At 62.4% G+C, this 23,039-nt stretch carries 21 protein-coding genes and 1 tRNA gene; 3 read left to right on the top strand and 19 right to left on the bottom strand.

Annotated elements, in window-relative coordinates:
- Positions 1-64: 64 nt before the first annotated feature.
- Positions 65-1,081, bottom strand: a complete 1,017-nt coding sequence (locus M2343_RS02925) for a helix-turn-helix domain-containing protein (RefSeq protein WP_264575535.1) — start codon at positions 1,079-1,081, stop codon at positions 65-67.
- Between the two features lie 30 nt (positions 1,082-1,111).
- Entirely contained in the window at positions 1,112-1,774 is a 663-nt protein-coding gene (locus M2343_RS02930; protein WP_264575536.1) for a GntR family transcriptional regulator, read from the bottom strand.
- A 309-nt stretch (positions 1,775-2,083) separates the two neighbouring features.
- On the opposite strand from M2343_RS02930, the gene M2343_RS02935 reads away from it, so the two are divergent.
- On the top strand, positions 2,084-3,271 hold the full coding sequence (locus M2343_RS02935; RefSeq protein ID WP_264575537.1) for a hypothetical protein: 1,188 nt from the start codon (positions 2,084-2,086) through the stop codon (positions 3,269-3,271).
- A 217-nt stretch (positions 3,272-3,488) separates the two neighbouring features.
- Here M2343_RS02935 and M2343_RS02940 read toward each other — a convergent pair whose 3' ends face one another.
- The 8 genes from M2343_RS02940 to folK form a co-directional block, all read right to left on the bottom strand.
- Positions 3,489-4,121, bottom strand: a complete 633-nt coding sequence (locus tag M2343_RS02940) for a tyrosine-type recombinase/integrase (protein ID WP_264575538.1) — start codon at positions 4,119-4,121, stop codon at positions 3,489-3,491.
- Positions 4,122-4,215: 94 nt separating this feature from the next.
- On the bottom strand, positions 4,216-6,024 hold the full coding sequence (locus tag M2343_RS02945) for a hypothetical protein (protein WP_264575539.1): 1,809 nt from the start codon (positions 6,022-6,024) through the stop codon (positions 4,216-4,218).
- The gene (locus M2343_RS02950) at positions 6,024-6,563 is read right to left on the bottom strand and encodes a hypothetical protein (RefSeq protein ID WP_264575540.1); all 540 of its coding nucleotides are present in this window, start codon (positions 6,561-6,563) and stop codon (positions 6,024-6,026) included. Before M2343_RS02950 ends, M2343_RS02945 begins: the two co-directional genes overlap by 1 nt.
- A 12-nt stretch (positions 6,564-6,575) precedes the next feature.
- Positions 6,576-7,196, bottom strand: coding sequence for a L,D-transpeptidase (locus tag M2343_RS02955; protein WP_264575541.1), 621 nt, complete (start codon positions 7,194-7,196; stop codon positions 6,576-6,578).
- A 320-nt stretch (positions 7,197-7,516) separates the two neighbouring features.
- Complete coding sequence (locus M2343_RS02960; RefSeq protein WP_264575542.1) at positions 7,517-8,791, bottom strand: hypothetical protein; 1,275 nt, start codon at positions 8,789-8,791, stop codon at positions 7,517-7,519.
- A gap of 2 nt (positions 8,792-8,793) precedes the next feature.
- On the bottom strand, positions 8,794-9,477 hold the full coding sequence (locus M2343_RS02965; RefSeq protein WP_264577478.1) for a serine protease: 684 nt from the start codon (positions 9,475-9,477) through the stop codon (positions 8,794-8,796).
- Positions 9,478-10,039: 562 nt separating this feature from the next.
- Positions 10,040-10,115, bottom strand: a tRNA-Lys gene (locus tag M2343_RS02970).
- 74 nt (positions 10,116-10,189) lie between these two features.
- A complete protein-coding gene (gene folK / locus M2343_RS02975; RefSeq protein WP_264575543.1) occupies positions 10,190-10,729 on the bottom strand; it encodes a 2-amino-4-hydroxy-6-hydroxymethyldihydropteridine diphosphokinase in 540 nt (179 codons plus the stop codon).
- Between the two features lie 23 nt (positions 10,730-10,752).
- On the opposite strand from folK, the gene M2343_RS02980 reads away from it, so the two are divergent.
- Positions 10,753-11,424, top strand: coding sequence for a uracil-DNA glycosylase (locus tag M2343_RS02980; RefSeq protein WP_264575544.1), 672 nt, complete (start codon positions 10,753-10,755; stop codon positions 11,422-11,424).
- A gap of 239 nt (positions 11,425-11,663) precedes the next feature.
- Here M2343_RS02980 and M2343_RS02985 read toward each other — a convergent pair whose 3' ends face one another.
- Genes M2343_RS02985 through M2343_RS02995 form a run of 3 tightly spaced genes read right to left on the bottom strand, consistent with a single transcriptional unit; the run spans position 11,664 to position 13,852 of the window.
- A complete protein-coding gene (locus M2343_RS02985) occupies positions 11,664-11,954 on the bottom strand; it encodes a putative quinol monooxygenase (protein ID WP_264575545.1) in 291 nt (96 codons plus the stop codon).
- A 24-nt stretch (positions 11,955-11,978) separates the two neighbouring features.
- Positions 11,979-12,845 carry an N-carbamoylputrescine amidase gene (gene aguB, locus M2343_RS02990; RefSeq protein WP_264575546.1) on the bottom strand — a complete coding sequence of 289 codons (867 nt, stop codon included), beginning with the start codon at positions 12,843-12,845 and terminating at the stop codon, positions 11,979-11,981.
- Positions 12,846-12,868: 23 nt separating this feature from the next.
- Positions 12,869-13,852: an agmatine deiminase family protein gene (locus tag M2343_RS02995; protein ID WP_264575547.1), complete on the bottom strand. Its 984-nt coding sequence runs from the start codon at positions 13,850-13,852 to the stop codon at positions 12,869-12,871.
- 387 nt (positions 13,853-14,239) lie between these two features.
- On the opposite strand from M2343_RS02995, the gene M2343_RS03000 reads away from it, so the two are divergent.
- Complete coding sequence (locus M2343_RS03000; protein ID WP_264603858.1) at positions 14,240-15,550, top strand: glycosyltransferase family 4 protein; 1,311 nt, start codon at positions 14,240-14,242, stop codon at positions 15,548-15,550.
- Here the strand turns inward: M2343_RS03000 and M2343_RS03005 are convergent.
- From M2343_RS03005 to M2343_RS03030, 6 genes are all read right to left on the bottom strand, one after another.
- Positions 15,541-16,791 (bottom strand): capsule biosynthesis protein, encoded by a 1,251-nt coding sequence (locus M2343_RS03005; RefSeq protein ID WP_264575549.1) that lies wholly within the window; start codon positions 16,789-16,791, stop codon positions 15,541-15,543. The two genes, M2343_RS03000 and M2343_RS03005, sit on opposite strands and share 10 nt — an antisense overlap.
- Positions 16,788-18,311, bottom strand: coding sequence for a hypothetical protein (locus M2343_RS03010; protein ID WP_264575550.1), 1,524 nt, complete (start codon positions 18,309-18,311; stop codon positions 16,788-16,790). The genes M2343_RS03005 and M2343_RS03010 overlap by 4 nt, the downstream gene beginning before the upstream one ends.
- The gene (locus M2343_RS03015; RefSeq protein ID WP_264575551.1) at positions 18,308-19,198 is read right to left on the bottom strand and encodes an alpha/beta hydrolase; all 891 of its coding nucleotides are present in this window, start codon (positions 19,196-19,198) and stop codon (positions 18,308-18,310) included. Before M2343_RS03015 ends, M2343_RS03010 begins: the two co-directional genes overlap by 4 nt.
- A gap of 9 nt (positions 19,199-19,207) precedes the next feature.
- Complete coding sequence (locus M2343_RS03020; protein ID WP_264575552.1) at positions 19,208-20,032, bottom strand: 3-deoxy-manno-octulosonate cytidylyltransferase; 825 nt, start codon at positions 20,030-20,032, stop codon at positions 19,208-19,210.
- 103 nt (positions 20,033-20,135) lie between these two features.
- On the bottom strand, positions 20,136-21,020 hold the full coding sequence (locus M2343_RS03025; RefSeq protein WP_319799386.1) for a KpsF/GutQ family sugar-phosphate isomerase: 885 nt from the start codon (positions 21,018-21,020) through the stop codon (positions 20,136-20,138).
- A 270-nt stretch (positions 21,021-21,290) separates the two neighbouring features.
- Entirely contained in the window at positions 21,291-23,015 is a 1,725-nt protein-coding gene (locus M2343_RS03030) for a M28 family metallopeptidase (RefSeq protein ID WP_413716000.1), read from the bottom strand.
- Positions 23,016-23,039 lie beyond the last annotated feature (24 nt).

A 23,039-nucleotide genomic window follows, 5' to 3' on the forward strand; every position in this document is an offset into this window, starting at 1 on the left:
GCGTAAATCCGTCATTCCGGAGTGGGGCTTATGCGCTCTCCTCCGGATGCCGCTGTTCCAAGATTTACTGCAACAGGGCCGGTTCTGCGCGCTCCGTCGCGTGTTTTAGGCGATACTGGCTGGGCGCCATGCCAAAATGCTGGCGAAACGTGCGCGTGAAATGCGGGGCGCTGTTGAATCCCCAGCTGAACGCAATCTCCGTAATGGATCGGCCCCGCCAGCGCTCGTCGCTGAACTGCCGCGCGCATTCCTCCAACCGCCGCCGCAGGATATAGGCCGATGGGGACTCGTCGCTTACCGCGAAGATCATGCGGAGGTAGCGGTCGGACAGCTTAAGCCGTTCCGCCACGAGCGAGGGAGAGAGCGACGGGTCGCGCAGATTTTCCTCGATGAAAAGGCGGACTTTCCAGAAGCGCCGTTCCATCAGCGACGTCGCGGATGATGGTTCGTCCATGACTTCCGCGTAGGCGGTGGCCAGAACATCCAGCAAATGCGTGGCCACACGCTCGTTGAAGTGGAGACCGGGCCTTGTTTCGAGCTTGGCGGAGAGATCCTTCGCCATTGCCAGCGCGGTGGATGTCAGCCCCACATCGCCAGGAATGCGCTGGCCATAGAAGCTGTCGGGCACCGGAAAAATCTGCCGGATAGCGGTTGAGTTCACCCGGATCATGATCACTTGGGTCGGCTGCCCGAAGTGCAGGGTGTATTCGGCGCTGTGGTCGTACATGGTGATGTCACCGGGATATAGTTCGATCTGCCGGCCATAATGGCGCAGGCTGGCCCCGCCGGACAGGACGAGGATGAAGGTCGATTGACGATCGGCGGGGGTCAATGCGCCTTCCGGCCGGGAAATCGTCACGGAGCCGCACCGCATCTGGATCAGCAACAGCGGCCCGAGTTGTTCGGCCAAAAGCATGGAGTTTGGGATGCGGCTGTGCACCGTCACCTGCGCCCGCCCGCCTTTCCAGACCACGGGAGGTGCCTGACTGGGCTCAATGGCTCTCGCTCGACGCATAAAAGACGGTCCTCTCCACCGTTTTTCGTATTTCCTATACGATATCCTAGTTGCGCTGGCAGTCAATGGACCTGCGCAAGACGGTTCGCCACAAGCCTAGCTTTGCTGCGGCTCTCCGATCAGCCGTTCATAGGAGTTGCCGATGTGTAGCCGCATGGCGGCTTCGGCCCCGTCCGCGTCCCGACGGCTCAGCGCTTGCGCGATGAGCCCATGCTCGCGGCTGGCTTCGATCGCGACCTCGGTATTCGATTTCAGGCGAAAAATGTGGAGGTGCGCGTGCAGCCGTCCCAGCGTCTCTTGAATGATCGTATTGCCGCTGCCGCGCGCGATCATCTCGTGCAATTCCGCATCGCGATCGGCGTAGTCATCATAGCCGAAAACATGGGTCTGCGGGTCCATCAGCGCGACATGGCGTGTCAACGCGCGCATATCCGCGTCGGTCATGTTTCGCGCGGCATGTCGGGCGGCGTGCGGCTCCAGCAGCAATCGGACGGCGAAGAGATCGTCGATCTGCGTCCTAGAAAGCTGCGGCGCGCACCAATATCCGGCATAGAGGCGCCGCACGACCAGGCCGATCGCTTCCAGCATGCTCAAGGCCTCGCGGATCGGCGTTTGCGAAATGCCGAGTTCGCGGGCCAGCTTGTCGATCGAGATCCGCGAGTCTGGCGGAATGCGCAGAGCCATGATGTCTGCGCGAATGATCTGGAACACGTCTTCGACCAGGCCGTGCCTGCGCTGGAGTTTGCGCCGGGCACGCACGGACGAGCGGGACGGTCGGGTGTCGGCGGCGCCTTCATCGGCAGGGAAGTCAGGGGGCGGGGTCATCGTCGGGCGTTTATAGCGTGCCGGGCCGGCGCTGTCCGGCAGAACGGCACGCCGCAGATACTATCGCGCGTCCATGCCGGATTGGCGAAGTGGAAGTTCCGCCTGAGGCAGGTTGGGAAGGCCCGGAAACCGTGCTTCTCGGACGAGTGGGATGCAATGTGGTTTACCCGGCCATCCGTGGATGGACAACTCGCTACGCCTGCGAAGGGCAGGCAAAGTTCGCGAGGCGATAGGGGAGCGGATATGCAGCTGACGAATAGAAACCGGCCCCACCGCGTGCCGGAGGATGAAGCGCCCCAACCCTCCGGGCCGAAGCCGCGCTTCTACGACAGTCGCCAGAATTACCTGATGTTCGTGCACAGTTGTACCGAGAAGCTGGTGATCGCCGACCGCGTGGCGCAGGAGCTTGAGCATCTCGATCCGCAGCAGCCCGCACTGAGGTTCTTCGATGCCGGCGTTGGCGACGGCACGGTGATGTCGCGCCTACTGCGTGCCATGCACCGGCGCTTCCCGCGCTTGCCCTTCTATGTAGTCGGCAAGGAAATCAGCCTCGAGGATTTGCGCCTCGCGCTCGACAAGCTGCCGGATCGCTTCGTCGAGCATCCCGAAACGGTCGTGGCACTCACCAACATTTCCTATGCGGAGGCTCCCTGGCTGCGCCGGTCCCGTCCGCAGGCGCAGAAGGCGCTGGTCTGGAAGGACGTCGCATTGCACGGCGAGACCTCCGCCGACATGGAGCAGCAAATCCAGTCTCTCATGCCGTTTCTCGCGGACCATTGGCGGATGAAGGTCAACCCCGCGACGGGCGCATTGTCGCCAGAAACGCCGACTGTGCTCCTGCTCTATCGTGAAGCCTATCGGTTCATCCTCGACCGGGTCATTCCTCGCCCGGCCGCGACACCGGCCGATTTCGATTTGGTCCTGGCGAGCCAGCCCTTTCGCCTCAAGGCCGACGTGCAGTTCAAGGCTGAGCGCGTGCTGGCGCCGCTGGCGCGGGCTTTGCGTCCGGGCGGTCGGCTGGTCGTGGTGCAATCCGCCGGGGATGATCCAGCCATGGAGATCATTCACAAGGTCTGGCCGGGCGAGCAGCCTTTCCCGAACAGCCGGCAAGACCTGATCCGGGCCACGCAAGCGGCCTTGTCAGGCGGCACCGCGCACTATGTCTTTGACACTCTCTCCGACGAGACCGCATCCATTCGGTTCGAGATGCACGTGCTGGGCAGCGAAGGAGACCGGGCCGCCACGCTGATCGGCACGTCGGTACTTTATTCTGCCTGGATCGCCGCGACATATGTGGCTCAAATCGAGAACGAGCGCGTCGCAGAGCAGATGACGAGGCCTGGCTATTTGGCTGCGACACGCGAAACTCTCGCGAAGTATGGCCGCCTCTGGTTCCGGGACGAATGTCTGGTCATTGAACGGGTGGCATAACGGGTGATGGCGACATTGGTTACGATTTGCCGGTATTGGCGTGCCCTTCTTGATCATCCAGTTCTGGAGACCGCCGGTCCGCTCTTGTTGATGGCTTACTCGGCTCCACAGATGTCGGGGTTCGGCGCAGCCGGACCTTCACACAAGCAACGGTGACCGGCCGCTTTGTCCCAAGCGCCCGTGTCCGGCTCTCCACCGGAAACGAGCGCCATCGGGTTTAAATCTCCGTATTCTCGGCGAGGGCAAGAGCATCCTCCACGTCGATTCCAAGATAGCGGACCGTATTCTCGATCTTGCTATGGCCGAGCAGGATCTGAACGGCGCGAAGGTTGCCAGTAGCCCTGTAGATTATCGACGCCTTCGTTCGGCGAAGCGAGTGCGTGCCATACTCGCTTCGCATGAGACCGACACCTGTTACCCATTCGTCGACAAGCCGCGCGTACTGGCGGGTGCTGAGATGCCCATTATGATCAACCCTGCTGGGAAAGACATAATCGTCCACCGTGCCGCCGCGCCGATCCAGCCAAGCCAGCAGGCTCGCCCGAGCATCCGGCAGCAGTTCGAACTGAACGGGCCGTCCCGTCTTCTGCTGCATCACGATCGCCCGCGTTCGGATCTGTCCGCCGCTGACAATGTCGCCGATCTTCATCTGCACCAGATCACAGCCCCGAAGCTTGCTATCGATCGCTAGATCAAAAAGCGCCCGATCTCGCAGGCGGCGGCGCTGATTGAGATAAAAACGGATTTCCCAGATCTGCTTTGGTTTCAGAGCCCGCTTTGCACCCACGGTCCTTCCGGCATTCCAGACCGGGCGCTTTACGGCGGTGAGTTCGGTTTCAGGCATCTCCATGGTCGTTCTCCTGTAGCCACATTGGCCATAAGCAGAACGCTTGCCGGTGAGAACGCGGGCGAATTGCTTTGGGGTCTGTGTCGACCAACTTCGGTCACCCGCGATCAAGGTCCGAACGTCTGCTTATGCTGAAACCGCCGTCGGCGTGTAGGGGGTATCGCCGCACAATCGGTTGAGTGCCAAAGGCCAGTTGTCGATGCACATAGCCGCTCGGGTAGGACAATGCCGTTGCGCCGTTATCGGGATCAGCGATGACGAGGTCTAGCCAGCCATCCCCGTCGGTGTCGCCGACCAGCGGAACAAGGCGCGATGAGCGCGCGAGCGCTGACGAGGCCATCGTCTCATCGGGTGGACTAACCACGCCCAGCCGGATCTCGTCGCCCTTCGTCAGCTTTTGGCCGTGGATCATCACAATCCGCGACAAAGCTTCCAGCCGGACCCCCTGCCTGGCCTTGCGTAGCACGAACCGAACAAACACGGCTGCGTAGTCGCCGGTCGAAGCTATCCGGAAGATCGGTACGCGCGACACGTAGCGGCCCTCGAGCCTTAGCAGTTGCCCACTCTTAGTTCCGGCAGTCAAAAGGCTGAGCTCGGTGAGCGTCTGCTTGGCTGCGCACCGCTCCGGCGCCTTAAAGCGGAGGCCGATCTCGAGCCAGTCGAACCAGCCGGGCTCGCCTGGATGCTGGCAGCGGATCGCCAGCAACAGGGGTGGCTTCAAGCCTTGGGGAAGCGGCGCGAACGGCTCTTGTTCCTCGGTCAGGGCGTAGGTCGAGGTCGTCGGCTCGGCGGGGCGGCCGTGGAGTAACGCCTCCTTGGTTGGGCAGTCGTCGGTGTTCGTCTGGGACTGTGCTGTTGGCGAAGGCGTCTTTGCTGCTGTCCCCCGACGGGGGGCTGCGTCGGGTACGCGCCAGGTCTGCGCACCGATGCTCTTACGGAATCCGCCGGCTTCGCCTTCTCGGCGAAAGATGGTGACGGAGACGCCGTCCTTGTCGCGGAGGATAAGTGGGGGGATTGCGAGCGCTGATAGCAGGGGGCCGCCCCCAAGATCGTCGATTGAGCGTGGGTCACTGAAATCCGTCTTTCCCGGCTGAATGGACTGCGCACTCCGTACTCGAAGCTGGCGGAGGACCAGCCGGCGCGGATTCTCCCGCGGGCAACGATCGTAGTAGAACGCCGCCAACCGCTCGTCTCCGCCGAGTCCTGTCACGAAATAAGGGTTCGGTGCGTTGGGCTCCCACTCCGGTGCCAAGTTGAAGCGCCAGGCCAAACGCTCCTTCCTGTCCTGTGGCGCCACCTGCCATAAGCGGCCGACGTTGCCTCCGGTTGTGCTCTGGTTCGTGAACCGCCGTCTCCACCATAGTAGACCCACACCGCGGCCGCTCGGCTTGGCAACCCAGGGCGCGCTCGGGATCCCTTCCCAGCCGGTGGAGATCGGCATCACGCGCTTGCCACCACCACACTGCGCCGCGTCGCAGGTCACCTGGACCTGCCCGGGTACACGCGCGGCCCAGTAAAATTCACGGACCTCCGCCCCGCCGGCACGCTGCATATAGAAAAACAGGGAGGTCTTGCCCGAGCCGTTGTCAGCGAGGCGGGGAACGCTCAGCCGCGCGGTGCCGAGGGGATAGGGGTCGTACTCGCCCGCCACGGAAGCCATGTCGAGCCAGGCCTCCATCACCTGGTCGAGCGCGCGTTGGTCCAGCTCGTCGTACTTGCCCGCCAGTGCTTTCGTGAGGTCGCAGCCGCCGGGGACGTGCATCGCGAGCCGCTCGCCCCATAATTTGAAGGCGGCGTTGACCTTCACCCCGAGGTAGCAATGCGCCTTCTGCCAATCGGAGGCGTAAATCCCTGACAGCAGCGCGTCGGGCCTTGCCGGACGGAACGAGCCGGCGCCCCCGGCCATCAGGCCCGCGTAGACGCGGCGCGCGCGCCTAACGCATTCCGCTCGTCCGGTGTCGTGGAGGAGCGCCGGCAAATTCGTAACGTCGCGCGCGCTAGCGTGGCGTCACAGTCTGACTGCGTGTAGCCATAGGTGGCCGCGCCGTGGCGGTAGCAGTAATCGTGAGCGACGCAGGCCTGGCGATAGGCGAGGCTGACCTGCGTCCCAGGGAAAGCATTCTGTTCGATGATCGGCGGGATCGAGCAATCGAGGCCCTCCCCGCGGCCTGACAGCGCCGCGTATTCCATGGCTGAGGCAGTAGGAGTGTAAGGTGTGATGGCTACCTCGGCGTCGTCCGGAGTGACCATGCCGCCTGCCATGAGGTCGGCCGCGGCGCCCGTCCAGGTCGGCATGCAAATGAAGAGATACGCGACACCGAGGACCAGAGGCACGGCTACCCCCAGTAGGCAGGCACACCCCAGCTTCCACCAAGGCGTGCCACGGGCCGCTTGCCCGCAGATCTCGGGATCGTTAGCGGCGTCGCTCTGGGGTACAGCCGGCATGCGCCGCCCCTTCTAGAGGTCGAAGCCCATGTGGAGCGCGGTCTCCGGCCCAACCTTGCCATCGACCTTGAGCCCGTGTTGGCCCTGGTAGGAAGAGACTGCCGCCGCCAAGGCGTCGTCGTAGCCGGTGCCCGACCCTGCGGCGATCCCCGTGGAGGCGAGCGCCTGCCGGATGTTAACGATGGCGCGTGCGGTCATGTTCGTTGCGCCGACCGCGTAGAGGAGGGCGCGAGTTCCCGGATTGGGATGGGGGCCCGCGATTGTCACCGCGACTGGGGATGTGCCCGCCCAGTCGAACAGCCAAGCCGCTTCGGCGCCGTTGAGGTGGATACAGCCATGCGACTGGGCGGCGGTGTTGCCCTCGTGGAACGCGACGGCAAGATGTTCTTCTAGGAAGAGCGCGAAGTTCATCGGCGCGCCGCCGTTCGGCTCCGGGTACGTCGCACTCTTGTAGTCTCGCTTCCGCTTCCAGCTCGAAAGCATGCCCCGATGCATAACCGGGGTCAGGTTATTCTCGCCTTCGTGGCGGCCGAAACTGCAGTCGTGAATATTGCGCACGACGACGTCGTCCTCCCGGACTTCAACTGAGAACTCGCTCAGCGAGACGCGTATCGACTTGTTTGGTTCGGCCATTTCCCCCTCCCGTGACTGCCACCCGCTAGCGAAACCCTGAACCGATAGTGTGTGCAAAGTCAGCGGCTGGCAAGCGGTGAGGTGGTGCCAGAATTCGGACAGGGTGTTACGATGTTGCAGTGGCCACGACCAACTTAGGGGACATTCCCACCATCCGGTGGCACGGCGTCACAAGACGGGTTTTGGCGCATTCTGGGGGATGACATCGCCAATCTCTATGACATCGGAAAAAAAAGCGAAGGCGCCTGCTGAACCTCCACCGTCTGACGGGGGTCAAGCGTCGCGACATGCATTTAAACGTGCACTTTTGCCGCGCTTGGTTATCCCGTAATCACGGCGCTAAGCGCGGTCTGACACGGCCCGGCATCGGTGCCGTCGGTGGTGATCGCGTCGACCAGCCCTGCACTGACCGTCGATTGGCGCTCAGCCTTGCGCGCTGCCTGGATGTAGCTTCTGAGCGAGACTCGTGCGGCAGTGCGCTTGGCCGGATCGTCGGGAGCCGCGGTGCAGGCCTTGAGGTCCGCGATCGCTTTGCCTTGGGCCGTGTCGGCATCGTTCGCCGCCTTTTCCTTCGCTGCCAGCTCTGTTTCCTCCGCTGCGTCGCCGACGGACGAGATCAGCCCCTGCTGCAGGCGTTCGGTGAGCGTGCCTTTGGTGGCCCCGAAGACGTCGCTCACAAAGGACAAGAATTGCGAGGCGCTGCGAGTTTCCGACACAAGGGCTTGAACCGCCATTGGCTTGCTCTTGTCGCCGAGGGACACGCTGAACCAATCACTTTCGAAGGGACTGCGCACCAGCGTGTCGAACGTCCCTTCCGCCGGGCACGCAGTCACCGGGGCAAGTTTCCCGTCCTTTCCGGCGGCGTAGCAATTGACGTCCGCGAACCGCAGGAGCTTGCCAGGCTGCATCTTGCCGAGAACGATTGTGGTGCCGCCGCCTTTCTGAAGGTCAAGTGACTTTCCCGCTTCCGCGAAGGCGAACGATACGAGCACGCTGCGGGTGCCCGAGGGACGCAGCGGGGTCGAGCTGATCGGCCGATCGAGAGAGGCCATCACCGGCAGTACGGTGTAGGCCGCGCCGTCGGTAGACGTCACGATCCGTCCCTGGAAGTAGAAGTCCGGCGTTCCGGCCATGTGCAGCCCGCGCCGCCAGAAGGGCGTGACCTCGGGCTGGCTGTTCGTGGGCCATTGGGATCTGGTGTTCACGTAAAACGGCGATGGCGTAGGATCATAGGCTGGCGGTTCGCGATACAACCAGCCGCGCACGATTGTGATGCAGGGTCCCAACCCCTTCCCCCTGCGTAGTTCCACATTGCGCCGCGCGGTGACGACTTTGGTCTCGGTGTCTGCCGCAGCCTTGATGGCATCGCCGATCCGGTTGACACCTTGCGCAATCACGGCGGAAGCAAGGGCGGCGAGCAAGGGCACAGCTTCGGCATCTGTCGCACAGGGACCGACGACCGTTTGCGTGTCGTAGTAGACCTTGTCTTGCGGCAGGATGGTGGGCGGACGCTCGGTTCCCGCGATGTGGGGAGCGCAGCCTGCAAGAAGGGTGGCAAGGCCGACAATGGGAAGGACACAGGTCTTCATCGTCATTGTCATTCCCCCGGACCTTCTAGTGGAGCCGCCAGAGCAGCATTCAGTCGAACGGCGCTATTGAGATACGCTTGGGTTTGCGACTGCGGTGGCGATAGATAGATGCGGGAACCGCTGAACAGCCCAACATGGATCGCGCGAACGGCATTGCCGATGAACAGCGGACAGCCGCTATGTTCTTGGTCGGTGTCACAATTGTGGGCCAGGAAGGGGCCGACGTCGGCGGCGTTGCCGACATGCTGCACGAGAACACCATCGGCAAACCCAACGGCAGCGGCCAGTCCTGCGCTAGCCAATTGCGAGAACCCGTCCGTAGCGATGCCATGGCCTCCCGGCGGGACTAGGAGCGCGAGATCCTGCGGCGAGCATTTTCGCTGCGTGCCGTTGGGGGCGAAGTATCCGTCGGCGATTTTTCCGAGGGCAGCATCAATCCAGTTCGCTTGGCCTGCGAAACGGACCCTGACCGATGTCGCGCCGGCGACCACATGCGCGGCCGTCAAAATCTGGCCTTGGGCATACAGCCATCCCGTGCCTCCCAAGGCTTGGGTGCCGTTCGATGCCACGACCTGGCAGATTCGGTTGTAAGGAGGCGAATTCAATTTCGCCACAGGAACGGCCTGCCATCGTGGGCTTGCGCCCGGAAAACCTTCAATCTGCAGGGCCTGCGGCTGCGCGTCCTGATCCACCAAGTGCCGTCTCCCCCGAGTACGAGACTACTGCAGATTATAGCGGATTACACGACTAGTCGCCAGCGTGTTCGCATCCGCAGTAGTGAGGACGCTCTCCCAAAGTAGCAAGTCTGCTACCATCGCGAATTCGGTCAGAATGCCGGCTGGGTTTGACAAACACTCGTTGTCGACTTTTGTCGAAACCCGCCATTCGGCACGGCAGCGTCGGACGGCAGTAATGTCCCAATTCTCGCCATCTGAACTTGGAGCGATCGTTGTCTTGAACAAGAGGATTGCTGACGACGAATGAAATCGGCCAGCCATTCGCTTGCTTCCCTTTTAACGACCGCTGACCTCTAATCGGGCAATCCGCTCAGCTCTGATCTGACATTTAGGGCAGGGATGAAACTTGGTATCTGGCGACAGGATTCGAACCCATCTTTCCACGCGTCTCTTTTTCGTGTGATGCATGTCCCATTTTGCAGAAACCGCCTGCGCTAAACCGCAGAATTCCGTCGATGTCGCGCTAAGGGTGGAAAAATGTCACTGTAAGAGTGGGATAGTGAATACCGGTGGAAAATGGTGAGCCCTGCTGGGTTCGAACCAGCGACCTACTGATTAAAAGTCAGTTGCTCTACCGACTGAGCTAAGGGCCCCCAAGCGGGTGTCGCGATCCCCTAAAGGTGCGGGCTCTGGCGGTCAACCGGCTTGGCGGCTTTTACAGCCGCGATCATCTGGCTGGCTTGGGCTTGCGCAGGCGGGAGGCCAGATGGTGGATGGTGCGGCCGGACACAGGATCTTGTGCATTCGGAGCGATCGCGCGCAGCGGTTCCAGGACGAAGGCACGGTCTGCGATGGCCGGATGCGGCACCGTCAGACGTTTGCTGCGCACGGCGCCGCCAGACCAGAGCAGCAGGTCGAGGTCCAGCGTGCGCGCGCCCCAGCGGCGGTAGCGGCGGCGATGGAAGGTGCGCTCGATGGCCTGAAGCTGGTCGAGCATCGCCAGCGGTAGCAGCCTCGTGCTCACAATGGCTGCCGCATTGGCATAAGTGCGCGCGGACGGGCCCAGGGGGCGCGAGTCGGTGATGGGGGAGGCTCGAACAAGGCTGAGGGGCGCGAAGTCGAGGGCATCGAAGGCGGCGCGCACGATGTCGCGCGGGCGCATCCCCGCCATCGGGCGATTGGCGCCGATACCAATAGCGTAGATCTGCTCGCCGGTTCCCGGCGACCGATGGTCGTGCGCCAGAGGGTGGATGCTTGCCTTGTTCATCCGCCAGGGCCTATCCGCAGGGCATGTCCATGACCAGACCTGTTATAAGCCCCGTGCCCGGCGCCGAACCGGCGCGCGAGTGTGCCTTGTGTCCGCGTCTGGTCGCCTTTCGGCAAGCCTGTCGCATCGAGCATCCGGACTGGTGGAACAGTCCAATCCCCGCCTTTGGCGATCCGGATGCGCGCATTGTTCTGGTGGGTCTGGCGCCCGGCAAACATGGCTCCAACCGCACGGGGAGGCCGTTCACCGGCGATTATGCGGGCGACCTCCTGTTCGCCACGCTGGACAAATTCGGCCTTTCGCGTGGCACATATGAGGCGCGCGTGGATGATGGCCTTGAGTTGGTGGATTGCGCGATCCTCGCGAGCGTGAAATGCCTGCCGCCACAGAACAAGCCGACCCCCGAGGAAATCCGCACGTGCCGTCCGTTTCTGGATGCGGAGGTCACGTTGCTGCCCAAGGCGCGCATCTTCATCGCGCTCGGGCAGATCGCGCATCAATCCGCGGTGAAAGTGCTGGGTGGACGGCTGCCCAAGGCCCGCTTCGCGCATCTCGCCGAGCACCGGATGCCCGATGGGCGCATGCTGATCGATAGCTACCACTGCTCGCGCTACAATACGAACACCGGGCGGCTGACGGCGGAGATGTTCGAGGCGGTTTTCGATCGGGCGCTGGCTTTGCGGGATAGCCTTTAAGCGACGCGGTGATAGGCAGGTTTTATCCGTCGGGCATTGCGCCCGTTGGATGAAGTTCGGGCGGCAACCTTGCGCGCGGCTGTTCCTTCACGACGAAGCAATGGTCGTGAGAGAACGCGCATGCCAAACAGGTTCCAGGGTGCAGACATTGCTGACCGGCCTTATCTCGCCAAGCTAAAGGCCCGGCTCAAGAGGCTGGTGAACGCGGGGACTGAAAGCTACCGCCGCGCTCGCCGGGCTTATCGCAGCAGATAATCGTAATAAGCGCCATCCGGCGGACCACCGGCGGCAGCCTGCACGCCATCCAGGGCGCCTTCCGGTAGCGAGGCGAGCGACTTGGCATGATGCTCTTCGCTGGCCCATTTCTCGATGAAGATGAAGCGGTGCTCGTTGCCCAGATCCCGCATCAGTTCGACGCCTTCACAGCCATCGGCAGCCTTCACCGTGCCTGACAGCGCCATGAGGGCCGCTTCCATCTCGGCGCTTTTGCCGTCTGCGGCGGGAATGATGTAGAGGCGAGCCACGGTCATACACATCTCCTTATGCAGCGATGGTTACACATCCTGCGCCAGCCGTCCATAAAGCTCGGGCCTGCGATCGCGGAAAAAGCCCATGCCGGCGCGGTGCTTGCGGGCACGGTCGAGGTCGAGCGTGGCGATGAGCGCGCCGGTCTGCCAGTCCTCCGCCTCCGCCACCAGATCGCCCCATTCGTCTGTGATGAAGCTGTGGCCGTAGAAGTTTTGCTCGCCTGCGGCGCCAGCCATCTGCTCGCTGCCGATGCGATTGGCGGCAATAACCGGCATACAGTTGGAAACGGCATGGCCCTGCATCGCCCGCCGCCACATGCGGCTGGTTTCCAGATCGCCATCATAAGGCTCAGAGCCGATCGCGGTCGGGTAAAAAAGCAGTTCCGCACCCATCAGCGCCATGGCGCGGGCCGTTTCCGGATACCATTGGTCCCAGCAGATGCCGACGCCGATCGTGCCATATTTCGTTTCCCACACCTTGAAGCCGGTGTTGCCGGGGCGAAAATAATATTTCTCCTCATAGCCCGGCCCGTCCGGGATATGGCTCTTGCGGTAGACGCCCATGATCTCGCCCTGATCGTCGATCATCGCGAGGCTGTTATAATGGTGCTGGCCATCCCGCTCGAAGAAGCTGGTGGGGATGTAGACGCCCTGCGCCTTGGCCACCTTCTGCATCGCCAGCACGGCAGGATGCTCGGTGAGCGGGCGAGCGCGGGCAAACAGAGCCTCGTCCTCGACCGTGCAGAAATACAGGCCCTCGAATAGTTCGGGCGGCAGGATGATCTTGGCGCCGCGCGCTGCGGCCTTGGCGACATGCTCCTCCACCAGCGCGATATTGGCGGCCTCATCGTCCGAAAAGGCGAGCTGAAGCGCGGCGACGGTGAGATGAGACATGATAGATCCTGCGGCGAAGGGGGTCAGACGGCGGCGGGCAGATGCATGCTCATGCAATGGAAACTGCCGCCGCCGCGCAATATGGCATCGGACGCCAGGCCGACAATAGCCCGGCCGGGAAAGAAGGGCGCGAGCGCATCCAGCGCGGCCTGATCATTGGGTGCATCATATTGGGGTACGATGACGGCGCCGTTGGTGATGCAGAAGTTCATGTAGCTCGCCGGGACGATGTGCCCGTCAATCTCATATCGGCCGACCGACGGCATTGCGGCGACCTCCAGCCCATAGGCGCGGGCGCGCGCTGTGGCATCGGCATAGATGGCGGTGTTGGGGTCATCCTCGGTGCTGGCCTGCGGCACGGCAAGAATGCCGGGCGCGACGAAGCGGGCGAGATTGTCGACATGCCCATCGGTGTGATCGTTCAGCAAGCCATCACCCAGCCAGAGCATTGACGACAGTCCAAGCGTGCCGGCCAGGATCGTCTCGATCTGCTTGCGATCCAGCGTGGGGTTGCGATTGGGGTTGAGCAGACATTGCTCGGTCGTCACGAAGAGCCCCGTCCCGTCCGTATCGAGCGCGCCGCCTTCCAGGATGATGGGAACGTGGCGGCAGGGCAGGCCGGTTGTGGCGGCAAGCCGCGCGCCGATGTCCTCATCGCCCGGCATCTGGAACTTGCCGCCCCAGCCGTTGAAATCGAAATCGACGAGGGCGCGTGAGCCATTCGGGCCGAGGAGGCCGATTGGACCGGTGTCGCGTAGCCAGATGTCGCCGAAGGGTTCGTGGCGGACCTCTACGGCGGGGGAGACAAGGGTGCGGGCGTGGAGGGCATCTGGCTCGTTGCGCGCGAGAAGTATGACGCGCTGGCCCTGGCTGGAGACCGCATTTGCAAATGCCGCTGCCTGGAACTGGGCATCCGAACGCGCTGAGGGCCATTCCGACGGGTCGCCGGGACAGCCAATCCAAAGCAGTTCCTGAGGGGCCCACTCTGCCGGTAGGATGTAAGACATTCGGCGTTCTCTCTCGTTTCGCGAGCGTCTTGGCCGACATAGCTTGCAATGACAAGGTGCGCTTTCGTCGCGGTCGGTGCTTGTTTTTTTCGGAGGGGGCTGCGCCTATGATGTGTCGAGTCTGTGCTTTTTCGCCGGGCTGACGTGGTGCAAACTGATGGGTCTGGCGGAAGGCAATCCAGCAATAACCGAATAGCAATGCTTTCGACGGTCATTCTCGCTAGGAACATCGGAGGTGTCAGCCCGTCGCGCGGCGCTGCCAAACTCTGCTGCACCAGCACACGAAGAGGGTGTCCCGCATGGTTTCCCGTCAAAGTGAAACTCAGTTTCTGTTCAAATTGGTTGCGCTCGACAATGGCATCAGAAGCGATAATGGACTAACGGCGATTGGGTCGCCCCCAACCTTCTTTATTTGAAAGATGCAGGGAAAATAAAATAGACGATGATCCTAATATATTATCCTTAAATATAGTGGCATTGAATATTTATATTAATTCTATGAAGTTAAAATCTATGCTTATAGATGTATCTCGTTTGATTTGGCGCATGAAAAGAGGGTTGTTGCCGACAGGTATTGATCGAACATGTCTTGCGTATATTTCTCATTATCGCGGTCGCGCCCATGCAGTCATTCAGTTCGGGAAGGTGACAGCGGTTTATCCCCTTGAATGTTCCCGAGAATTGTTCGAGGTCTTACTTTCATCCCATAGAGGTGGTGGTGGCCACCGATTGCCCTCCCTCGTTTGGCGGGGCGTGCGGGAGCTTTTGAGAGGTCGGGTGGGGCGGCGTGACCTCTCGGGAGCCATTTATCTGAATGTCGGTCACACGGGCCTCGATAAGGTGAGCCATGAGGCTTGGGTTCAGAAATCGGGCGTGAGACCAATCTATTTTGTGCATGATCTCATTCCGATAACTCACCCCGAATATTGTCGTCCGAGAGAATTAGAGAAGCATCGTCACCGCATCACTGCGTTATTGCGCAATGGAACTGGCATCATCGGAAACAGCCGCGATACGCTTGATGAGTTGAAAATTTTTGCCAGTTACCAAGGATCGTTGGAAATGCCGCCGACGCTTCTGGCACCTTTAGGAGCGGATTTCTCTGATAGACAGCAAGCCCCGAGACCCGATACGACTTTGCCGGTGCGGCCCTATTTTGTCATGCTCGGCACGATTGAAGGACGGAAGAATCACCTCTTTATTCTTACGATATGGGCAGAGATGGCTCGGCGTTTGGGGGCAGCGTGCCCGCAACTCGTTATCATTGGCCAGCGCGGCTGGGAAAGTGAGCAGGCGGTCGATATGTTGGAGCGCAGCGCGGCGCTGCGTGGGCATGTTATCGAGCTGTCACGCTGTGACGATGCGGAGCTCCAAGCCTATATGTGCGGGGCGCGAGCGCTGCTCTTTCCATCTTTCGTCGAAGGATATGGTCTTCCGCTCGTGGAAGCGTTGGCCAGCGGGACGCCGGTCATAGCCAGCAATCTTGGGGTCTTTCGTGAGCTTGCGGGCGAAATTCCAGAGTATCTCAGTCCGATTGATGGTCTGGGCTGGTCTCAGTTGATTGAGGATTTTGCGCAGCCCGACAGCATTCGGCGTGCAGATCAGCTAAAGCGTCTTGCTAGCTGGCAGCCGCCAACTTGGGCGGATCATTTCGCCAAGCTCGATCCCTGGTTGGAGGAGTTAGCTGCTCAGCCGTAAGTGGCAACGCTCGCAAGCTGCCACTGGCCGGTTCGACTGCTAACCAGCCGCTCCACGGACGACTCCACCAATATACTCGTCGCCGTCTCGCTCGCCAGCCCGCCATAGACAAGGCAGCGATCGTGCAGCACGCGGCGGAAGGACTCGTAGACGTTCGGATCGGGCGCTTGCGGGCGCATCCAGAAGTCGTCGAGCCGACCTTGGTGGGTGATTTGCGGTATGTTGTAGATCGCCTTGCCCAGCGCCATGGTGGGGACGCCAGCGGCGAGGGCCAGCGTGGCTGAGGTGCTGTTGATCGTCACCATGCCGAGGGCGTCCGCCGTCAGCTCTTCAAGCGCGCCGCCTGCGATGTGGAGGATGCGATCTTCGATGCCGGCCTTGCGCGCCTGGCTCATGATATGATTGCGCCAACTCATGAAGCTGCAATCGAGCGGATGTTCCTTGATGAGCAAGCGGACATGCTTGGGGGCGCGGCGAGCGAAGCTGTAAAGCACGTAATCCAGCGCTTCCTTCATGTCCGCGAACGGCGAATGCTCGCGAATCTGGAAGTCAGTCGAGAGTTGCAGCGGGAAAAGGAAGTAGGGGGCCTCAGGCAGCCGCGCGAGGGTCTCCTCGGCGCGGCGAGCATCTGCCTTTTCCCGCCCGAATTTATAGAGCCAGCCAAAGCCCTCCATCATCAGGGACCCGGTCCGGTGCGACTGGTAGAAAGGATAGAGCGGCCGCCCGAACCAAGTGCGTGAGTAATAGCGCCAGGCATCGCGCGCGCGGCGATTGAAGCTGGCGGTGATGACCGGGCGCTGCGGCAATGGGGGCAGGTTGCGCGCCGCTTGCAGATACCATTCCGGGTCTCGCGGCAGCGAGCTGTTGCCGTTCACTCCGCTCGGCTCCAGGGTCAGCCAGTCCGGACGAATGTAACCTTCTTCAAAGACATGCACGTCGATCTTGCGAAGCTGTGCCATGCGATGGGCCGCCATGTGCAGAGGGCGGCAATCGCCGAACAGAATGATGTCGGTGATGGCATTGTCGCTCAGGAAGCGATCAATGAACAGGGTCCACCGCTTCCGGCTTCCGCGATAATTGGTGGCCTCGCCGGGCCAATCGGCGAGATCGCCGCCATTCAGATTGATGCGAAAAATACCGCATTCGAGAGTGCGAAGTCGTTCGGCCAATTGCCAGAAGAAGGGCCCCGGCGGCCCCTGCAGGAACAGGAAGTTCCGATGCGCTATGGGCTGGAATTTCATCTGTTTCCCAACATGTGCGCGATGGCCCGTCTAGCCAAACCAACCAACTTTCTGAGCGGGACTAGCGCAACATTTTGACGCTGAACACCAGAAATGAGACGCATGACAAGTATTTCTGCCGTGCATGGCAAATTGGTTACGGGGTCCAGATAGCGCGGATATTGAATAAGCACATGGGCTGTTAACGCATCTAGCGTTAAGGCCCTGTTTCGACGCGGCAGGGATGGGCCGAGATCATTGGTGAGCCCCCAGCCCGCAAAGAAGGGCATGCCGTGCGTCGTCACCGATGTCCCGTGCAACAGCGCTTCGAACCCGGCGAGGGAGGTGATGACGTGCACCTCGTCCGCCATGGCGATCAACGCGCTGATCGGGCTGCCGGGGTCGATCTCGTTCGCCAGTTCCAGCGCGATATTCGTCGGGATGGCGCCGCGCCGATGGCCCGCTTCAACATCGGGATGCGGTCGATAGACGATCCACGCATCCGGTGCGCCTGCGCGAACCCGGCGGAGCAGTTCAAGGTTGGACTGGACCGCCCCGCCACCGAACTGGACGGACCGGTCGTCCTCGACCTGGCCGACCGCGAGAAGATGGCGCTTCTGGCCGCCCCGGCGCGGCAAAGTGGCCGCCCGGCCGATGCCATATTTGCTGACGGCCTCGCGCACCAGCCATTCGCGCAGACGGCGCGCGCGGGCCAGCATGTCGGGGGAGGGGGTGCCTTGCGCCAGCATCTCCTCCAGCCGGTTGGGGCGGGTGGGGTCGTAATGGACGCCCAGATCATCGACGATGATGGAAAGCGGCGGTACGCAGTCGGCACCGAGCCCGGCTGAGCGGATGAAGCCATCCTCCACTTCCATCACCGGCCAGGGACCCGCCTCGATCTCCGCCAGCAGGGCAGGGGGAACGCGCGCCTTCCACACAGCAATGGCATCGCTGGACTTGAGATCGCGCAGGGCCGCGGGATTGGCGGGACGGAACGGGACGGCGCTGCCGGCCCAGAGCAAGGGGTCCACCGTATCGCGCTTCCAGTGCGCGAAACCGAATGCCGCGGCGATCGGGCGGTTGGCGTCGATCAAGCGCCGCCAGCTCGCCAGCGTTTCGATCAAATCGAGTGCGCTGGTTGGCTGGCCGGTGAACGGGTCTGCGTAGGCGACGTTCTGCACTAGATGCCGCTCAACCAAAGCGGCGATGATGGCCTCAGTCTCGGGGGCGCCGGGCGCGCGGTCGGCAAGCGCAGCGAATGTGCCTTCACCGTTAAGACGAACGCGCTTGCCTGCGATGGCGCTGAGCAGCATCAGCGGATCGTCGGCGGACCCTGTCACGCTTTCTTGTGCGATTGTCCAAGGATCGTCCGGCGCCCAGAACGGACCACCGACGCGATGTTGTCGCAGGGCCGCGAGGATTTGCTCCGCGGTTGCCGAGCGGACATGGCTCTCGTCCTCCGCGGCGCTGAGGACGACCGGATAGGGTTTGCCGCCGGGAAAAGGAGGAACGGCGAGGATCGTCTGTGCGGCGAGCGTCATGGGCGATGCACTTTCTCCAGCCAGCCCGTCGGCGGCTTGGGCACGGCGGCGTGGGGATCGGCACGCATCGCTTCGATCACGCGGTTCAGCCAGGGCGACAGGAGGGCCATGTCGGGATTATGACGGGAGGTCACCCCTGTGACCAGACTGGAGGGGCCGGAATAAGCCGCAAACAGCGTATCGGCGCTGGTCTTCGGAACGAGGCGGTCGAAATCGCCCTGCACAAACAACACCGGGACCTTGATCGCCTTCAACGCCTCCCGATTGTCCCATCGATCCGGGATGAAGGCGCGGCTGATCTTTGGCGCGGCGGCAGCAATGCGAACGAAAACGCTCATCGCGATCACGCCAGCGATATCCGGTTCTCTTGCTGCGGCATGAAGCGCCACGGAAGAGCCCAGCGAATGGCCGATCAACCAGACGCGCGCGCCGGGCCCGGCCAGATCCCTCGCCTTTGCGATGAACGCGCTCGCATCGGTCATCAGGCCGTCTTCGCTCGGTCGGCCCGGATTGGCGCCGAAGCCGCGGTAAGACGCAGCCAGAACCGCATTGCCTGTCCCGGCCAGATGCTGGGCAGCATTCGCATTCATTTCGGCATTCCAGTTGCGGCCGTGGAACATGACGAAGATGTCGGGGTCGCCCGGCGCGCCCGGCCAGTAATAGCCGGTGAGTGCGAGATGATCCTTCGTGGTGACGCTGATGGTCTGGGGTGGCGCGCCGTCCCATTGGGTCACGCCGGCTTTGTTATGGGGAGAATAGAGGACGTCGCGAGACAAAGACGCACAGCCCGGCGTCATCCCCAGCAACGCCAACAGCACCATGGTCTGCCGCGCACGCCCCCGCCTGGTATGGCACGGCTTGCCCGGACGATCCTGTGTCTCGCGCACGATCCTCACCTAGGGCAAGGCGCGCGCGCTGAGAATCCCTTCGACCAGCGGAACGTCGCTGGGGTTGTTCACCTCTACGATGGGATAGCCTTGTTCCTCAAGCGTGACGACCGAGACCGGTATGCCCGCGACGAGGAAGCGCAACTGTTCGAGGCCCTCGACTGCCTCCAGCATCGTCGGCCCCAGCGCGACATAGCGCTCCAGCGCGGCGCGGCGATAGGCATAGAGGCCAAGATGGAGCAGGACAGGCATGTCCTCGTTCGGCATGCGGCCTTCTGGGAGATAGGGGAGGATGCGCTTGGAGAAATACAGCGCTTCTGAACGACCGTTGACCACGACGGTGGTGCCACCCACGCGGCCCTGCGCGGCATCCTCCGCGAGGTGTCGATAGGTTTCGTCTGAACACCGCACCGCCACGGTCGCGACCTGCACCTCCGGATTGGCGTGCATATGGTCGATCAGGGCAGCGACGAAAGCCGGCGGGGTGAGCAGCGCATCGCCCTGGAAGTTGACGAGCAGCTGCGCGTTGGGCAGCGCGTCGAGGCAGGCCGCCACCCGCTCGGTGCCATTGCCGCAGCTTTCCGGCGTCATCAGCGACTGGCCGCCAAAGTCATCGACTTCGTCGGTGATCCGCTTGTCGTCCGTCGCGACGACGACGGCCGCGTCTTCGCAGACGGCGAGTGCGCCATCATGGCTCCACCCGATGAGCGTCTTCGTGATGCCATCAGGGCCCATGATGGGCGCCAGCGGTTTGCCGGGATAACGGCTCGATCCATAGCGTGTCGGGATAATGATGACGGTCCCAGCGTCAGCCAGGGCAAGGCGCTCACTCATGCGGCTTCCCGTCGTCCAATGTTGGGCGGAATGCAAGCCGGGGTTCCGTCGGCCTCGCGGTCAATCTGGGCGTGACGTTGACCGGCGATCATGGCGCACCCGCTCAGGGCGCGAGATCGTGAATATGCGCGATGCCCACGGGCTTTGCGCGGTCATCCTGCGCCGTGACGAACAGCACCGTGATCTTGGCATCGTTCATGAGGGTGAGAACTTCTTCCACCAGCGTGCCCACGGGCACAGTGATGGGGGCGCTGGTCATGATATCGGCCGCACGGGCGGTAAGCACATGGTCGAAGGCGCGGCGCAAATCGCCATCGGTGATGATGCCGACCAGGGAGCCATCATCGGACACGACGCCCGCCACGCCCTTGCCGCCGCTTGTCATCTCGAAAACCACGTCGCGCATCGGCGCGTCCCAGCGGACCAGGGGAAGCGGGTCGTTGACGTTGATCACTTCTTCGATCGGCGCGAGGCGCGAGCCGATGTCTCCGCCGGGATGCCATTGGGCAATATCGGTGCGCGTGAGGCCGCGACGTTCCATGGCAGCCATGGCCAGCGCGTCGCCAAGCGCCAACATCATCGTGGTGGAGGTCGTCGGCGCAATCCGCACGGGACAGGCCTCTGGTGCGTCGGGCAGTTGCAGGACGATATCGGCTGCGACGCCCAGCGGCGAATGACGCCGCGAGACGATGCCGATCACCTGTACGCCCCGCCGCCCGGCATAAGTGAGCAGCGGGCGCAATTCCGGCGAAAAGCCGCTGTTGGAGAGAATGATCAGCACATCGCCCTGACTCAGCATCCCCAGGTCGCCATGGGCTGCTTCCCCGGCGTGAAGAAAGAAGGAGGACGTGCCGGTCGCAGCAAAGGTTGCAGCGATCTTGCGGGCAATATGGCCGGACTTTCCGACGCCGGCGACGACGACACGGCCGGGCGTGTTCAAGATGACGTTGACGGCATCCGAAAAGGACTGATCGAGCGACGCAGCCAAGGCTGCGAGACCAGCGGCCTCTTGCGTGATAACGGACAGGCCCGCCTCGAGCGTTCTTTCATGGTCTACCCGGGAAGGGTGAAAGGAACGCGGGTGAACAGTAGCCATGTCGACGGAATTTCCCTGATTTGCGCCTTGGGCTAGCTTTGGCTGCGCTTTCGCGCAACTCATTTTTGCACCGCAACAACTCATCGCTTGCTCAGAACAACTGGCCTTAACAAATCGATGATTTAAGGTTTTAACGCCAAGGCTCTTAATAACCTGTTCCGTCTACTTTGGCGCATTCGCTCCACTCCGGCTCTCGTCGCGAATCGTCCGGAATTCTGCGGTTGGGAACCAGTTGGGCCACACGTCGCTCTGCGCCAGTTCGCGGCCGATGCGATAGTGAAGCTGGAGATCGCTTGCCGCGCCGGCCCAGTTCCAGCGGGGATCATATTCGTCCTGCGGCTTGTGATAGCGGTGGACCGTGTAATCTTCGGCCGCGGCCTGGCCGGCCGTCACGCCGCCATCCACCAGGTCCTCGCCGCTCTCGGCATACAGCATGGACACGCCCTGCTTCGCGAAGCTGAAATGGTCGGAGCGGTAGAAGCTGCCTTTTTCCGGCGCCGGCTCGGGCTTGATGACGCGGCCGGCATCCTTGACGGCGCGTTCGAGGAACAGCTCCAGCTCGGATTTGCCGCCGCCGATCACCACCACATCGCGGGTCGGCCCCGCCATATTCAGCGCATCCATGTTGATGCCACCCACCGTCCGCGCGAGCGGGAAGACGGGGTTTTCGGCATAATAAGCCGAGCCGAGCAGGCCGGCTTCCTCCGCCGTCACGGCGAGAAAGACCAGCGTGCGCGCAGTTGGTCCGGCGTCACGGTGAGCTTTGGCCAGCGCGATCAGCGCGGCCGTGCCCGTCGCGTTATCGACCGCGCCATTGCAGATGTCGTCGCCATCGATCGGTTCGCATCGGCCCAGATGATCCCAGTGCGCGGTGTAGAGCACATAATCATCGGGCCGGCTGGTGCCGGGGAGGATGCCGATCACGTTGCGCGAGCGTTGGCGGCGGATCGTATTGTTGATGGTGATGCTGGCCTTGAGGTCGCCTAGGGGGACGGCCCGGAAGCCCGAGCGCTTGGCCGCGGCGCTGAGTGCCGCGAAATCCTTGCCGGCCGCAGCGAAGACGCGCTTGGCAGCATCGAGCGTCACCCAGCCAGCCGCGGCGGACTGATCCATATGATCGCCCGGCACATCGATGTTGAGCTGCGGCCCGGTCCAGGAGGAGACGACCACGTCCCATGGATAAGCGGCCGGGAATGTCTCGTGAACGATCAGCGCGGCAGCGGCGCCTTGTCGCGCGGCTTCCTCATATTTGTAGGTCCAGCGGCCATAATAGGTCATGGCGCGACCCTCGAAGGGACCGTCGAGACCTTCCATCTCGTAATCGGGATCGTTGACGAGGATGACCACCGTCTTGCCGCGCACATCCACGCCGGCATAATCGTTCCAGCCCCGCTCGGGCGCGTTGATGCCGTAGCCGACGAACACCATGTCGCTGGCCGCCACCGTGCTCGTCGGCACCACCCGATAGGTGCCCGCGACCATATCCGTCTTGTAGGCGAGGTTGATGGCGGTTTGTGCCCCGGCGATCCGCAAGGTCATGTCCGGCGAGGGCGTCAGTTCGACCAGCGGCACGTCCTGCGTCCAGCTTCCCTTGTTGCCGGGTTTCAGTCCAACCTTGCGCATCTGGGCGATGAGATAGGAGACGGTCTTTTCCTCGCCGACAGTGCCGGGCGCGCGCCCTTCGAACGCGTCCGAGGACAGGGTGCGCGTGACGCTTTTGAGCAGATTGATGTCGATGGGTTTTGCCATCACGGCGGCAGGCAAAACAAATGCCGGGTCCGCTGACACGGGCGCGGCATCGGCCGTGCTTTTCAGTGGCGTGGCTGTGGGTTGGCACGCAGCGAGAAGCGCGAGAGGGAGAGCGATCGCGAGACGAGGGAGGCGCATGGGTACTTCTTCCAGCAACAGGCA

Source organism: Sphingobium sp. B8D3B (genome assembly GCF_025961875.1).
Lineage (GTDB): Bacteria > Pseudomonadota > Alphaproteobacteria > Sphingomonadales > Sphingomonadaceae > Sphingobium.

Coding starts and splice junctions, on each gene's coding strand:
- M2343_RS02935 (WP_264575537.1), top strand. CDS start 2,084: ATGCAGCTGACGAATAGAAACCGGCCCCACCGCGTGCCGGAGGATGAA.
- M2343_RS02950 (WP_264575540.1), bottom strand. CDS start 6,563: ATGCCGGCTGTACCCCAGAGCGACGCCGCTAACGATCCCGAGATCTGC.
- aguB (WP_264575546.1), bottom strand. CDS start 12,845: ATGTCTCATCTCACCGTCGCCGCGCTTCAGCTCGCCTTTTCGGACGAT.
- M2343_RS03030 (WP_413716000.1), bottom strand. CDS start 23,015: ATGCGCCTCCCTCGTCTCGCGATCGCTCTCCCTCTCGCGCTTCTCGCT.
- folK (WP_264575543.1), bottom strand. CDS start 10,729: ATGAACAAGGCAAGCATCCACCCTCTGGCGCACGACCATCGGTCGCCG.
- M2343_RS03010 (WP_264575550.1), bottom strand. CDS start 18,311: ATGACGCTCGCCGCACAGACGATCCTCGCCGTTCCTCCTTTTCCCGGC.
- M2343_RS03005 (WP_264575549.1), bottom strand. CDS start 16,791: ATGAAATTCCAGCCCATAGCGCATCGGAACTTCCTGTTCCTGCAGGGG.
- M2343_RS02995 (WP_264575547.1), bottom strand. CDS start 13,852: ATGTCTTACATCCTACCGGCAGAGTGGGCCCCTCAGGAACTGCTTTGG.
- M2343_RS03020 (WP_264575552.1), bottom strand. CDS start 20,032: ATGAGTGAGCGCCTTGCCCTGGCTGACGCTGGGACCGTCATCATTATC.
- M2343_RS02985 (WP_264575545.1), bottom strand. CDS start 11,954: ATGACCGTGGCTCGCCTCTACATCATTCCCGCCGCAGACGGCAAAAGC.
- M2343_RS02945 (WP_264575539.1), bottom strand. CDS start 6,024: ATGGCCGGGGGCGCCGGCTCGTTCCGTCCGGCAAGGCCCGACGCGCTG.
- M2343_RS02940 (WP_264575538.1), bottom strand. CDS start 4,121: ATGGAGATGCCTGAAACCGAACTCACCGCCGTAAAGCGCCCGGTCTGG.
- M2343_RS02955 (WP_264575541.1), bottom strand. CDS start 7,196: ATGGCCGAACCAAACAAGTCGATACGCGTCTCGCTGAGCGAGTTCTCA.
- M2343_RS02960 (WP_264575542.1), bottom strand. CDS start 8,791: ATGACGATGAAGACCTGTGTCCTTCCCATTGTCGGCCTTGCCACCCTT.
- M2343_RS02980 (WP_264575544.1), top strand. CDS start 10,753: ATGTCCATGACCAGACCTGTTATAAGCCCCGTGCCCGGCGCCGAACCG.